A 13,761-nucleotide genomic window follows, 5' to 3' on the forward strand; every position below is an offset into this window, starting at 1 on the left:
CTCTAAATTTCTATTTATCCCAAATTAGCACCTGAATCGGCGTTGGATTGTAGGCATTGCAAGGATTGTTAAGCTGCGGACAGTTACTGATTAGCACCATGGAGCTTCCCAGCGACTGAACTTCCACGTAGCAGCCCGGTCCAGAGACGCCATCATCGAACTTCAATCCCCCTTCAGCTGTAACCGGCACATTCATGAAAAAGTTAATATTCGGCGCCAAATCCCGCTTCGTATAAGCCCCATCGTGCTGCGCAAGCTGCAGCATAAAGGTATCCCGACAATTGTGCATCGACAACTTGTCGTGCGAGTAACGCACCGTGTTGCTTTGAGCAGAGCAGGAGCCACCTACGGTGTCATGCCGTCCGCACGTATCCGCTACGATTCGGAGCAACTCTTTGCCGGATTCGGCACGCAGCACCGAACCTGTGCTTAAATAAATGTTGCCTTGGCCTGCAATTGTCGCCACAGCGCTGTAGTGATCCTCTGGATTTTCAGCATCGTAAAACAACGTATCCGCCGCCTGGTTCCCTTCCAGATCAACAATGCGCAGCACTTGACCCGGCTTCAGCACATGCATCCAGCCGTCCCCCGCTTGAATGATTTCACTATATATCGCCTCCTCGGCTTTGCGAGGGCTTTCCACACGATTAAATACCGCCATATCCGTTCCTCCTCCGATTTTTAAGTAAGCAATGCGTGATATTCCCATGTATTTTCAAAAGCTCGGCGATTCTCCGAACGATAATTGACACAAAAGTCGTCCATACCTACAGGATCAGCCTGCAGCACCTCGATGTGAACAGGCACCGATGGATAAGTGGTTCTTGGATCAAGTGGGTTAGGTGTGTTGGAAAGAATGAGCAGTGTATCTAGCTCTGTCCGCAGCGTGACTGTAGCACCCGCCGGGCAATGTGTCAGACTGAAATGCATATCGCCCTGTTCATCGCAGAACACTTTCGAGAATAAGTTGAGGACTGGCATCATATCCCTCATGCTTAACCCGTTGCGAACAAGTTCCACAGCAAAGTTCTCCTGCCCGCTCCGCAGCCACTCATTTCTCAGCTCTTGATAGTTAGTGGCACCATATTTGGCGTCCGTCGCTGCTCGGCCCGTGTATCCGCTTAGCGGATCATGCCAACCTATGCTGTCTTCCACAATGCTTGCGAGTACTCTCCCATTGTCACTCATCAGCACATGTCCTCGCGTCAGGTGGGCGGTGTACTGCGCTTTAAGCGTATCCGGCATATTGTAGCGCTCCGTCAAATCCCGTGCATGGAACAATTGGATGGACACATTCGCTCCCGCCTCCAGAGCCGTAAACCGGATCAATTTCCCTTTACCAATCACGCCTGACCACTTGCCTCCCGGGCTTATTGTCTTGTTCCACACGTTTGCCATCGTATCCATCTCCTCCTGAGTTTGCTTAAACAAAAAGGGAGACATCACAAGACGTAAATCGTCTTGGTGATATCTCCCAGGTTTTTATCCTTCCGTGTCGCTCCTTGCGTTAGGAACGGTTTACTCTCGGACCAGCCCGGCGGTGTGCCGGCGGAACCCTAGTAAACAATCGTATTCGTTTGTGTTATTAAACATAACATCGACCAGTGAATGTGTCAATAACTTCTATGCATTTTACCTTTTTCATGCAAAATACTTCTCATACGCTTAACAATGTGTTATATTAACTTACACAAAAGACATATAGTTAACATTAAAGAAGCACCACGGTTACTTTTCAATTTATAAGTAATGATTTATGACATACAAAGTTTTCTAGGGTTCCGCGATAGCTTAAGCTTCGGTCTGGTCCAAGAGAAAACGCACAGCTCACCCTGTGTTCACGGAGGGACAAAAGCCCGGGAGATATCTGTTTATTAGATATCTCCTTGGCTTTTTTGCATACCAGCCCCTGACAGCGACCACAGCACCAACGATAAGGGAGTGTTCCATCATGGCCAACGAAGTCAAACTACGGAAATCCTTAAGCTTGTATCAAGTCGTCTACATGGGGCTTGCCTGGATGACGCCTATGATTTATTTCTCCATTTATGGGATAGCTTACGAGAATGCACATGGCATGCTGACACAGGCGTATCTGCTTGCTTTTATCGCGATTTTCTTCACAGCTTACAGCTATGGCGTCATGTCCAAGTCGTTCCCCACCTCAGGCTCCGCCTACACGTATACGAAAAAAAGCATCCATCCCTACCTGGGCTTCCTCGTGGGTTGGGCCTTGCTGCTGGACTATTTCTTCTCTCCTATCATCGCTTGTCTCACCTTCGGCATTTATCTGCATGCACAGTTTCCGTCCATCCCGGCTTATGTCTGGATCATCGGGCTGAATATCGTTCTTGGTATCGTGAATGTTATCGGCATTAAATTCTCAGCAAATATAAGCAAATTGTTTGTTTGGATTCAGATTTTGTTTATTGGCGTGTTCTGTTTCTTCCTTATCCGTAATTTAACGGGTGATGTTCATCCGATGGGATTATTTCTTCAAACGGACGTGCCGTTCTCTACAATCCTGGCGGGCGCCTCCATTATTTGCTTCTCCTTTCTAGGCTTTGACACCGTCACAACCATGTCCGAAGAAACGGTGAATGCCCAGAAAACGATCCCTCGGGCCATCATGATCATTATCCTTACAGCGAGCGTTCTTTACTTAGTGCCGTCCGTTTTGACTCAGTTGATTTATCCACACCTAACCTTCGTAAATGTAGATTCAGCAGGCTTCGAGATCGTTAAGCTTGTTGGCGGAGCCGCACTCAGCTCTGTATTCATCACTGTGCTCATACTCGCTATTTTTACACAAGGCTTATCGTCCGTAACAAGCGTTTCCCGCCTGCTCTATGTCATGGGGCGCGATTCCATCCTGCCTAAACGAGTGTTTGCCTTCCTTCATCCGAAATTCAATACACCGGTCATCAACATCGTGATCGTGAGCTGCGTCTCTCTGCTAGCCCTCGTGATCTCCCTGGACAACGCCGTCAAATTCGTGAATTTCGGGGCATTAACGGCCTTCTTCTTCGTGAACATCTCTGTTATCTCGCAAAAATACATCAAAGAAAACCAACGCTCCATGAAGCAAACCATCTTGTATCTGGTGCTTCCCTTAGTCGGATCCGGCTTCATTGGTTATTTGCTATCGCTTCTAGATCGGGACGCCTTATGGATGGGTGGTGTCTGGCTCATCATCGGGATTGTGTATCATCTGATCCGGAAAAAGGTTAGCTCCGAGGCGGCTGGAACCGTCCTTGCTCCTATGGCTATATCAAGCAAACCCATGCGTTCCACCGGTTCTATCAAATAAAAAACCGAGCGAATTCAGGACCTTTTCCTGATCATCGCTCGGTTTTTTATTTGCCGTTTATTTGCGGTCTGCCGGGAATACAAGTCCCATTTGTTTTCTAGCTTCGTCCATAATGGCCATCGCGATGCTGGAATTGGCATGGGAGTTCGTCTCGGACTCCGACGCTCCGCTTTGGGTGAGGCGGATGAATTCTTCTGCCTCGTATCGCATTGTTCTAGCGCTTTGCTCGCGCGTAAGATTCTCTACAGAACCGTCACGGTAACGGATTTCAACTTTCTCTGGCTGGTTGATTTTATCAATCACCATCGTTGCGTGCTCGCCTTGGATTTCTGCCGGCAAGTAGGAGCTTGCGATTTTGGAATGCATAATTACCGCATCCATGTCTTTGTAACTCAGTAGAAGGCTGCCTTCCCCATCGACACCGGATTCCAGCAGCATACCGCTTGCCTGCACGCGATCGGGGGTTCCGAACAGCACAGCCAGCGGATAAATGCAGTACACACCAAGGTCCATCAAGGAGCCATTGGAGAAAATGGGATTGAACGCATTCAGCACCGTGCCCTGCTTGTAGGCATCATACCGCGAGGAATATTGGCAGTAGCCTGCGAAATAACGGCGGATAGGTCCAAGCTTGTGCATATTCTCTTGAATGGCTTTGAAATTCGGCATCAACGTAGACTTGAGCGCCTCCATGAACACAACCTTGTTGCTGCGCGCTGCCTCAATCATGGCGGACAACTCCGCCGAATTGGATGCTGCCGGCTTCTCGCAAAGGACATGCTTCCCGTGATTCATGCAGTGCACGGCGTACTCAGCGTGAAGCGAGTTCGGGCTAGCGATATAAACAGCGTCGAATGTATCGCTTTGAGCAAAAGCATTCAAGTCCGTAAAGCGGTTAGCAACCTCGAATTTATTGGCGAATTCCGCCGCCTTTTCCTCCGTACGGGAGTACACGGCTGTTAACGCAAATTCTCCCGTCTCGCGGGCTGCGTGAATGAACTCTTCTGTGATCCAATTTGTTCCTATTACTGCAAAACGTATCATAGTGGCTCCTTTGTTAGTAGGTTGGTGATGTGGCAGGTTCCATCCATTTATTCTTTTTACTATACCTGATTTGGGATGGTTGATAAAGGTACGCGCAAAGTGAATGCAAAAAAAGCACCCTTTGTTGGGTACTTTTTGCTTGAGGTGCTTGGGGTGCCTCGGATATCTAAGCCCCCAAGCCTCTTTGTCCTATTTCATGGTACCACTTATCTGAAATCAGGCGGAATACGGCGTGAAACACCGGTCAAAATAGCTGCTTCAACTACCGCATTCCTCACTTTGGTAACAACTTGCTCATTAAAAATACTCGGAATGATGTATTGGTCATTCAACTCATTTTCGGAAACAACAGAAGCAATAGCACGTGCCGCCGCAAGTTTCATCGGTTCGTTGATCTCGCGTGCACGGCAGTCCAGCGCCCCTCGGAAAATCCCTGGAAACACAAGCACATTATTGATCTGGTTCGGATAATCGCTGCGACCCGTAGCAAATACGCGCACATGAGGAAGCGCTTCTTTCGGATCAATCTCCGGCACCGGATTGGCCATGGCGAAGACGATGCTGTTTGGAGCCATCTTTTGCACATCGCTTCCGTTCAGCAATCCGCCTCTCGACACGCCGATGAATACGTCAGCGCCGCTAATGACATCGCGCAAACCGCCAGGATTAGCTTCAACTTGCGGCTGCTCGGCAAGCCATGCCCACATCGGGTGGTGCGCATATTCGCCTCCGCGAATGATCGCCCCTTCCCGATCAACGGGAACGAGCCGCTTCACTCCGGCGGCAAGCAGCATTTTACAGATAGAGACGCCTGCTGCACCAATGCCATTAACGACAACACGAACCTTGTCCATTCGTTTGCCAACAACTTTGAGCGCATTCAGAAGTCCCGCAATGACAACAATAGCCGTTCCATGCTGGTCGTCGTGGAAGATAGGAATATCCAACTCTTCATTGAGCCTTGTCTCAATCTCGAAACAACGTGGGGAGCTAATATCCTCCAAATTAATACCGCCAAAAATAGGACTAATCGCTTTAATCGTGCGAATGATCTCTTCCGTATCCTGCGTGTCCAAGCAGATCGGGAAAGCGTCAACCCCTGCTAATTGTTTAAAAAGCATCGCTTTACCTTCCATTACAGGTGCAGCTGCATGAGGGCCAATGTCCCCTAAGCCTAGTACAGCGGTACCATCCGTTACGACAGCTACGGTATTTCTTTTGATCGTTAGAGAGTACGCTTTCTGAGGATCTTCATGAATGGCTGTGCACACACGGGCCACTCCCGGTGTATACACGATGGACAAATCATCCCGGTTTTTGATCGGAAGTGTTGGCTGTACAGAAATTTTGCCCCCAAGATGCGCAAGGAACGTGCGGTCCGATACATTGACCAGACGGATGCCTTCGAGCGACTTAATCGCTTCTACAACGGCGGTCTCAGCCGTATCAGCTACTTGAACCGTGACATCGCGAACCGTTACTTCTTGCCCTGGGCGAATAATATCAATGGATGTGATATCTCCCCCTGCTTTACTAATGGCTGAAGCAACATCGCCAAAACTCACTTGGTTGAGAGTTAATTCCAGACGTAGAATGATACTGTTATAGGCCATATTCAGATCCCCGTTTCTACATTTTTTATATGCCGATGACAAAAGGTGATGTTAAATCTCGCAGCGTTTTGATAACACTCATCGCTACAATATATCCGGTTTTGGGATTGCCGGCGGAAGGGGTATTTCTGATTTGCAAATGGATTTGACCGAATTTTCCTTTCGCTTCAATTTCATGCGTATTGTGGCTGATGTGAGGATCTACGTACACTTTTACCTTAGTCCGGTCAAATCCTACGCCGGCTAAGCTTAATGCAGCCGAAACATTCACACTCTCCGGAAACAACCGGGCGGAATCACGAGCCACCCCGTCGAATGCGCAAAATGGCTCCGTTAATTCAGCCAAATTCACCTGCTGTTCGATTACTGTGCCAATCCAAGCCTTAGGAGGTTTTCTTGTCACTAATGTAACTTCGTCAATTTGGCCTACACTTCCTGCTGCGATCCGATCTAAACCTCCGATTGCAGCTGAAGGAACCATCACTTTTCTGCCCGTTTGCCGTGCTTTCTCCAGAATTTTAAGGTGCAGCGGCTCGTCCGCTAACGCACCAACGCTGACCAAGATGAGGTCCGCTCTATTGTCTAACGCTTTTTCACCATAATGCTTTACCGCCTCGTGCCCAGCGCTCTCCACCACAACGTCCAGTCCCTGACGGAAAAATACTTCCTCATCGGCTGTTATGATGTAACCATGAGAACTCGTATCTGGATACTTCGTTTCGTCACGAACGAGTATCGCTTTTAGTTGAACCTGCCCGGCGTTTCCCTGTAAAATAGCTTGGGCTACATCCTGGCCTATGGTTCCATATCCGATAATGCCAACGTTTAACATATGGTAGGGATCCTCCTATTGTGGTTTCAAATGATCTCGCCTTGTCCCTCTATCATATCAAAAATATTGTATTTGGTATACCATAAACCAATTAAATGTGATATACTAACTCTACTAAGACATGGAGGGATGCCAAGTGCCATCAGTGACTTATCAAACATCTGGAAAAACGATAGAAGTCGAACAAGACGCCAATCTATTAAGAACATCGATCCGTTATGAAGGGTCTGTACCTTACAAATGCGGCGGTGGCCTTTGCGGAACTTGCCGTGTACAAATCGTGGACGGACATGAACACCTCAGCAAGATTATGAAAAAAGAAGTCGACCGACTCGGCCAGGAAAAGCTCGATCAAGGCTTCCGTCTTGCCTGCCAAACCTTCGTCACCGGTGATGTAACCATCTCTTGGGGCGAAGAGGATCTCAACCGGCTCGGCAAAATCGCTCAGCGAAGAATTAACGCAGCTCAATAGAAGGAATGATGGCAGCAGTCCCTTGGGGGGCTGCTTTTTTTGTGTGTTTGTTAGGTTGGCTTGGCTGGTGGGTGGGTGGGTGGGCTAACGGACTGAGATGACCTTATTCGCTGCTTTTTGGGCAGAATTTGCAGCTAACGGACTCCAGAGCCGTTATTGACCAAGAAACTACCTCGAATAGCAGCAAATTCAATAAATAACGGCTCTCCAGTCCGTTAGCTTCTCAAATTCAGCCAAATAGGCAGAATAACGACTTGTGGGTCCGTTACAAATAGTTGCTACTGAGTGGCGGGCGGTTGAGCTTCTGTTGGTGGGTTTGATGGTACTTCTAGTTAGATTCTGTTGGTGGGATCCATGTTACTTTAACTAGCTAGCTACTTTTGGTGGGCGGGGTCACACGGCTAACGGACTGAGATGACCTTATTCTCCATTTTCCGACCAAAAAAAAATATCTAACGGACTCCAGAGCCGCTATTGACCAAGAAACTGCCTCAAATAGCATCAAATTCAATAGATAACGGCACTCCAGTCCGTTAGTTCCTCAAATTCAGCTAAATAGGCTTAATAACGGCTTGTAGGTCCGTTACAAATATTTGCTACTGGATGGCGGGCGGTTGAGCTTCTGTTGGTGGGGTTGATGGCGCTTTAACTAGTTAGATTCTATTGGCGGGATCCATGTTACTTTAACTAGCTAGCTACTTTTGGTGGGCGGGGTCACACGGCTAACGGACTGAGATGACCTTATTCTCCATTTTCCGACCATAAAAAATATCTAACGGACTCCAGAGCCGCTATTGACCAAGAAACTGCCTCAAATAGCATCAAATTCAATAGATAACGGCACTCCAGTCCGTTAGTTCCTCAAATTCAGCTAAATAGGCTTAATAACGGCTTGTGGGTCCGTTACATATAGTTGCTACTGAGTGGCGGGCGGTTGAGCTGCTGTTGGTGGGGTTGATGGTACTTTAACTAGTTAGATTCTATTGGTGGGATCCATGTTACTTTAACTAGCTAGCTACTTTTGGTGGGCGGGGTCACACGGCTAACGGACTGAGATGACCTTATTCTCCATTTTCCGACCATAAAAAATATCTAACGGACTCCAGAGCCGCTATTGACCAAGAAACTGCCTCAAATAGCAGCAAATTCAATAGATAACGGCACTCCAGTCCGTTAGTTCCTCAAATTCAGCTAAATAGGCAGAATAACGTCATCTGAGTCCGTTACAGCTCGTATCGCATATCCACCCCTCGCTGTCCATAAAAAAAAGCGCAAGCTCCAAGAGCCTGCGCCTTTACCCTACGCCGTTTTAATAATCTTACTGTCCTTGTCGATGTCCAATTCATAGATCTCTTTCTCGATTTGAGCGGTGGAATCGAACTTGGGAAATACTTTGAGCGGAATGCTGTTATCTGCGAATTTCTCGGAAACCCCTTGAATGATGATTCTCGCATCGTCACCAACGATTTTGCATACTTCAAAAAGTGTTTTTTTCTTGCCGAAGAAGTAATACTCATATGCGGCCACTAACTCTAAATTCGGGTTATTTGTTACGGTACGGTAACGATCCGTTGTGGATACTAGAATATATTCGCTCATATGAAGCCCTCCGCTCAATTTTTTATTTATAAGCCACAATTAGTTCTACCTCTACTGCCGCCCCTCCGGGCAATGCAGCAACGCCTATAGCGGAACGGGCATGTAAGCCCTTATCCCCAAATGCCTCAACTAGCAAGTCAGAAGCGCCATTCAATACAAAAGGCAGATCCTGAAACCCAGCTTCCGCATTGATGAAGCCTTCCATTTTGATAATACTGGTCACCCGATTCAGGTCTCCCAATATAGCCTTTAATGTGCTTAATTGATTAATCACACATTGCCTGGCTGCCTGATATCCTTCTTCTTTCGAAAGCTCTTGTCCTACTTTGCCTTTATATTGAAGCACTCCACCCACCTTCGGAGTTACACCACTCAAATAAATCAAAGGCGGCACCATGGTGTAGGGCAGATAATTGCCACTTGGTTTAGGCGGAGAGTCCAGCAGAATGTTCAGTTCTTCGAGTTTGGCTTCAACTTGTCCAATTTGCACAATAAGTCATCCCCCACCCCATATTTACTGCTGTCTCGCCGATCTATTCCTGACAAAGCTCAATATCTTCCGAAATATATAACTGGCATGCTAAGCGGAAGCCTTCGTTAATTTTATCGCCCAGCATCTTATTTTCTTTCCAATTGGGTTCTTGAAGCTTATCGCCACCGGTAACCACTTTCACCATACATTTCGTGCATTTCCCCATACCACAGCCATACTTCAGATGAGGGAATTTCTTAACCCCCGCTAAAACCACCAAGTTACTATTCTCAGTAACCTCTTGCTGATAAACTTGGCCATTTTGGTGCAATGTCACATTCGGCATTTCACAACCTCCATACAGCAGCATGAGCGTAGGTAAATACGGCAATTATTCTCTTTCCAAAGCTTCCATATAAGCTTTCTTCGAGTTTTCAACGTGAATTTTCGTTAAATTTTCTGCAAACTCCGCTTCACCGTTCAGCACAGCTTTGACAATATCCCTATGCTCCTCCATCGCTTTGCGCTGGCGTCCAGGGAGCTCATAGCCTACATGAACGAAGGCGCGAATATAGTCGGATAAACCATCCAACATTTGCGTTAATCTCGGACTCTTGGCAGCCCGGAATATAATTTCATTCGCTTCAAAATGATATTTCCAATCCGACTGCTCAAACGTTGGTTTCGCTAATGCGTTGTCAATCTCGATAACGATTTGGTTCAATTCGTCCCGTTGCTGCTGTTCCAGCTTCTTCACAGCGAGCTTAACCGCTAAACTCTCCAACGAAGAGAGAATCGTGAAGATTTCAATGATTTCTTCCGGTGAAAGTCTGGAGACCACCACGCCCTTACGGGGAAGCGTCTTGACGAAACCTTGTGATTCAAGCCGGAATAAGGCTTCCCGGATGGGCGTGCGGCTAACATTTAATTGATCGGCAAGCTCTCTCTCGATGATCCGGTCACCGGATTTATATACACCTTGAACAATAGCTTGTTTAATATATTGAAACACTTTATCCCGAATCGGGCTTAATTCCTCATCTTTCCAAACAACTGGATTGTCCGGCATATGGTATACCTCCGCGAATGCGTTTTCTTACAGTGTAATCGATACACCATAACCAATCAACTTTTTAAAATACGGAGGTCTACCGCCGAATCAGCCCAGCACAAAAGCCCCATACACTAAACCCAATCCTACGACAGCTGCTGGATGTACTTTCCATTTTTCCAAAGCAATAAAACTTGCCGCTGCCAGAAAAGCCGTCTGCCAAATCCCCGCCGATTGATATGCACTGTTGAAAAACTGCAAAGCCAACGTACCGAGAAGAACAGCGACGATCGGGCGCACAATCAGCGTCATCGCCATAACTTGCGGGGCTCCTTTGAAGAAGTTGATAAACTTGAACAACAGGACCATCGCAAGCGCCGTGGGAAGAATGGTAGCGATTAACGCAACAATCGCGCCAAGGATACCGCCAACCTGATACCCGATATATCCGGCAAGCTTGGTGGCGATCGGACTGGGGAGTGCATTGCCGAGCGCGAGCACGTTACCGAACTCTTCCACGTTCATCCATCCGTAGTGGTCAACTACCTCAGCCTGCAGCAGCGGGATAATCGGCGGCCCACCGCCGTAGCCTAATATGTTTGGAACAAAAAAGGCCCAAAATATTTCTAAAAGCTTCATGCTGAAAAACCCCTGTCTGCATCGCGTTGCTGCTGGTTGCGTTTCTTTTTGTTAGCCAAGTACGTAGACTCCGTGAACGCGTAAGCAAGCGCGATGCCAATCAGTAAGCCAGGATTCAAGTTAAGCAGAACCAGCGCAATAATGGAGATTAATGTCCACGCCAGCGTTTTGCTCTTCACCCAACTTTGCCAAGCTTTTTTGAAAAAGTCATAAGCCATAACCGCCATCATCACACCGATCACGGGCTGAATGCCGTGCGTCATGCCGCCTACAATGCCGGAATCTTTTAACTTATAGATGAGACCAAGAAGTAAAATCATACCTACAAGCACGGGAATGACCATAGCGGCTATAGCAATAAATGCGCCTAAGTAGCCTTTCACCTTGTAACCGATATATCCCGCCATTTTCGTAGCGATTGGACCGGGCAATGCATTTCCCATCGCAAGTACATCTGTAAATTCATCGTCCGTCATCCACTGGTACTTCTGAACAGCTTCCGCATGAACCAAAGGAATCATGGTTGGCCCTCCGCCGTACCCCAAGAGACCAATTCGAAAAAAACCGAGGAACAGATTCCAATACACCATCTTCCCTCTTCCCTCTCCATGTGCAGCTAGTTTCACAAGGAACGAACCGCGTTTATTTTTTAATATCCGCTTGGGTCATTACTTCATATTCGCTGCCCAAATGCTGCTGCAAAGCCTTTAACGCCGCGGTGCCGACCGCTGTATCCTGCTCCCCGTTCCCTCCGCTGATGCCGACGCCACCAATGACTTCGCCATTCACAACAATCGGAAATCCACCAACGAATATCGCAAACTTACCTGGCATCATCACATGAATGCCGAACGCTTCTCCGGTTGTTGTCGCAGGGCCTCCCGGTTGGTTGAACAGATGCGTGGAACGCTTGTGACCGCTCGCTGTAAAGGCTTTGGACGTTGCGATCTCGGGCCCGGTAATTCGCCCGCCGTTCATGCGCTCCAGTGCAATGATATACCCGCCGTCATCCACGATACAGATGGATTCCAAAGCTTTAACTTCTTCCGCCGCTATTTTAGCTGCCTCTATCATCACTTTTGCTTCTTCGAGCTCCAGCTTTAAGACCGATTTCATGTCAGATCCTCCGTTATGAATCTAGCGTTTAGATGCCGTGGTAGACTGTTTTGATTTGCGTGTAAAAATCAAGTGCCGCACGACCGGACTCGCGGTACGTTGCTGTACTGGACATCTTCACGCCGCCAAATGGCGCGTTGTAGGCATTTCCCGTCGTGGGGCGGTTAATTTTCACCATGCCGGTCTCGATGTTCTGGATAAAATGTTGAATCCGGCCGGACTCGGACGTGCAAATCGCTGCGGATAGTCCGAACTCCACATCATTGGCGATGTCCATCGCTTCTTGGAAGCTGCTCACACGGATCACCGAGATGACCGGTCCAAAAATCTCTTCCTGCGCGATGCGCATATCAGGTGCAACGCCGACGAATACGGCTGGCGTTACGTAGTAGCCATTGGCGTAATCGCCGTCGGTTAGCTGCTCACCGCCTACGACCAGCTCAGCGCCTTCCGCTTTTCCGATGGCGACGTAATCGAGCACATTGCGAAGTTGGCTTTCATTCGCGAGCGGACCGACTTCAACGCCTTTGCTTAACCCGTTGCCGACTTTGAGCTGCTTGGTTTTCTCTACAAGCTTCTCAACAAACTCATCATGCACCGCATCCATGATGATGACCCGGCTCGTGCCCGTGCAAGCTTGGCCCGTTAATTCGAAGCCGCCTTTCACGGCGAGCTCGACCGCGTGATCAATATTGGCGTCATCCATCACGATCAGCGGATTCTTACCGCCTAGCTCCAGCTGCACGCGAGTGGATAATCGTACCTTACGATTAATCTTCTCTCCTGCTCCCGTGGAACCCGTGAAAGTAACCGCTTTGACGGCGGAATGTGTGACTAGCGGCACGCCTGTTTTGGAAGCGGAGCCTGTCACGAAGTTGATCACGCCCGCTGGGAGATCAGCCTGATGAAGCGCCTCCACCAACCGATAAGCAATCAACGGCGTGTTCGATGCCGGTTTAAAGACCACTGTGTTGCCCGTAACTAATGCCGGAGCGATCTTGCGTACTGGAATGGAAATCGGGAAATTCCAAGGTGTAATGACGGAAATAACACCTAAAGGTTCTTTCCGTGTATATACAAAGGTCGTTGCATCATCCGAGGGTAGCGTTTCGCCAGAAACGTTTAATCCTTCAGAAGCGTAGTACCTGAGCGTTTGGGCGGAACGTTTCACTTCCATCCGGGAGCTCGCCATTGTTTTTCCTTCCTCGCGAGTCAGTTCTTCCGCATATTGCTCCAAACCTGCTTCCAGCAAGTCCGCTGCTTTGTACAAGATTTCCGCTCGCTTGGTAGGGGGAACGTGACGCCAAGTTTTGAAAGCTTGCTCAGCAGCCTCCATAGCCTGGATGACATCCTCTTCTGTCGAAGCTTGAAATCTTCCTACGCTGTCTTTTACATTAGCCGGGTTAATAGTCGTGAAGGTTTCACCGCTTGCGGACTCTACCCATTCCCCGTTAATCAGGTTTTTGAAAGTCTGTACGGCTGTTTCAGTTGCTGCCATGTCAATCCCCTTTCTCTTTAACGACCAATTTCGGCTCAAAAGCAGGGTCTGTATGCCAGTTAGACCAATTCCCGAGAATTCAACTTCCCGGGAACGGTTTAACCTCTATTTTCTA

General features: G+C 48.1%; 15 protein-coding genes and 2 riboswitches. Of the genes, 2 read left to right on the top strand and 13 right to left on the bottom strand.

Annotated features, from left to right (window positions below; translation table 11 throughout):
• Positions 1–10: 10 nt before the first annotated feature.
• The gene (locus ACKTT9_RS35845; protein WP_127456886.1) at positions 11–661 is read right to left on the bottom strand and encodes an urea amidolyase associated protein UAAP2; all 651 of its coding nucleotides are present in this window, start codon (positions 659–661) and stop codon (positions 11–13) included.
• A 20-nt stretch (positions 662–681) separates the two neighbouring features.
• Positions 682–1,398 carry an urea amidolyase associated protein UAAP1 gene (locus tag ACKTT9_RS35850; protein ID WP_407869759.1) on the bottom strand — a complete coding sequence of 239 codons (717 nt, stop codon included), beginning with the start codon at positions 1,396–1,398 and terminating at the stop codon, positions 682–684.
• A 71-nt stretch (positions 1,399–1,469) separates the two neighbouring features.
• Positions 1,470–1,571, bottom strand: a riboswitch (guanidine-I (ykkC/yxkD leader).
• A 191-nt stretch (positions 1,572–1,762) separates the two neighbouring features.
• Positions 1,763–1,865: riboswitch (guanidine-I (ykkC/yxkD leader) on the top strand.
• Between the two features lie 86 nt (positions 1,866–1,951).
• On the opposite strand from ACKTT9_RS35850, the gene ACKTT9_RS35855 reads away from it, so the two are divergent.
• Complete coding sequence (locus tag ACKTT9_RS35855) at positions 1,952–3,310, top strand: APC family permease (RefSeq protein ID WP_407869760.1); 1,359 nt, start codon at positions 1,952–1,954, stop codon at positions 3,308–3,310.
• 57 nt (positions 3,311–3,367) lie between these two features.
• Here ACKTT9_RS35855 and ACKTT9_RS35860 read toward each other — a convergent pair whose 3' ends face one another.
• From ACKTT9_RS35860 to nadX, 3 genes are all read right to left on the bottom strand, one after another.
• Positions 3,368–4,354: a Gfo/Idh/MocA family protein gene (locus ACKTT9_RS35860; protein ID WP_407869761.1), complete on the bottom strand. Its 987-nt coding sequence runs from the start codon at positions 4,352–4,354 to the stop codon at positions 3,368–3,370.
• 206 nt (positions 4,355–4,560) lie between these two features.
• Positions 4,561–5,967 carry an NAD-dependent malic enzyme gene (locus ACKTT9_RS35865; RefSeq protein ID WP_407869762.1) on the bottom strand — a complete coding sequence of 469 codons (1,407 nt, stop codon included), beginning with the start codon at positions 5,965–5,967 and terminating at the stop codon, positions 4,561–4,563.
• Between the two features lie 25 nt (positions 5,968–5,992).
• A complete protein-coding gene (gene nadX, locus ACKTT9_RS35870) occupies positions 5,993–6,799 on the bottom strand; it encodes an aspartate dehydrogenase (RefSeq protein WP_407869763.1) in 807 nt (268 codons plus the stop codon).
• Positions 6,800–6,935: 136 nt separating this feature from the next.
• On the opposite strand from nadX, the gene ACKTT9_RS35875 reads away from it, so the two are divergent.
• Entirely contained in the window at positions 6,936–7,271 is a 336-nt protein-coding gene (locus ACKTT9_RS35875) for a 2Fe-2S iron-sulfur cluster-binding protein (protein WP_127456892.1), read from the top strand.
• 1,299 nt (positions 7,272–8,570) lie between these two features.
• Here the strand turns inward: ACKTT9_RS35875 and ACKTT9_RS35880 are convergent.
• The 8 genes from ACKTT9_RS35880 to ACKTT9_RS35915 form a co-directional block, all read right to left on the bottom strand.
• Positions 8,571–8,870, bottom strand: coding sequence for a hypothetical protein (locus ACKTT9_RS35880; RefSeq protein WP_407869764.1), 300 nt, complete (start codon positions 8,868–8,870; stop codon positions 8,571–8,573).
• 22 nt (positions 8,871–8,892) lie between these two features.
• Positions 8,893–9,360 (bottom strand): RidA family protein, encoded by a 468-nt coding sequence (locus tag ACKTT9_RS35885; protein WP_407869765.1) that lies wholly within the window; start codon positions 9,358–9,360, stop codon positions 8,893–8,895.
• A 43-nt stretch (positions 9,361–9,403) separates the two neighbouring features.
• A complete protein-coding gene (locus tag ACKTT9_RS35890; protein WP_127456895.1) occupies positions 9,404–9,688 on the bottom strand; it encodes a 2Fe-2S iron-sulfur cluster-binding protein in 285 nt (94 codons plus the stop codon).
• A 45-nt stretch (positions 9,689–9,733) separates the two neighbouring features.
• Positions 9,734–10,411 carry a GntR family transcriptional regulator gene (locus tag ACKTT9_RS35895; RefSeq protein ID WP_407869766.1) on the bottom strand — a complete coding sequence of 226 codons (678 nt, stop codon included), beginning with the start codon at positions 10,409–10,411 and terminating at the stop codon, positions 9,734–9,736.
• Positions 10,412–10,501: 90 nt separating this feature from the next.
• Complete coding sequence (locus ACKTT9_RS35900) at positions 10,502–11,032, bottom strand: chromate transporter (protein ID WP_315952889.1); 531 nt, start codon at positions 11,030–11,032, stop codon at positions 10,502–10,504.
• A complete protein-coding gene (locus ACKTT9_RS35905; RefSeq protein WP_127456898.1) occupies positions 11,029–11,622 on the bottom strand; it encodes a chromate transporter in 594 nt (197 codons plus the stop codon). Before ACKTT9_RS35905 ends, ACKTT9_RS35900 begins: the two co-directional genes overlap by 4 nt.
• A 52-nt stretch (positions 11,623–11,674) precedes the next feature.
• Entirely contained in the window at positions 11,675–12,148 is a 474-nt protein-coding gene (locus tag ACKTT9_RS35910; RefSeq protein ID WP_407869767.1) for a GlcG/HbpS family heme-binding protein, read from the bottom strand.
• Positions 12,149–12,176: 28 nt separating this feature from the next.
• The gene (locus ACKTT9_RS35915) at positions 12,177–13,646 is read right to left on the bottom strand and encodes an aldehyde dehydrogenase family protein (RefSeq protein ID WP_407869768.1); all 1,470 of its coding nucleotides are present in this window, start codon (positions 13,644–13,646) and stop codon (positions 12,177–12,179) included.
• Positions 13,647–13,761: the final 115 nt, after the last annotated feature.

Source organism: Paenibacillus sp. P36, from assembly GCF_045866505.1.
GTDB classification, from domain to species: domain Bacteria; phylum Bacillota; class Bacilli; order Paenibacillales; family NBRC-103111; genus Paenibacillus_E; species Paenibacillus_E chondroitinus.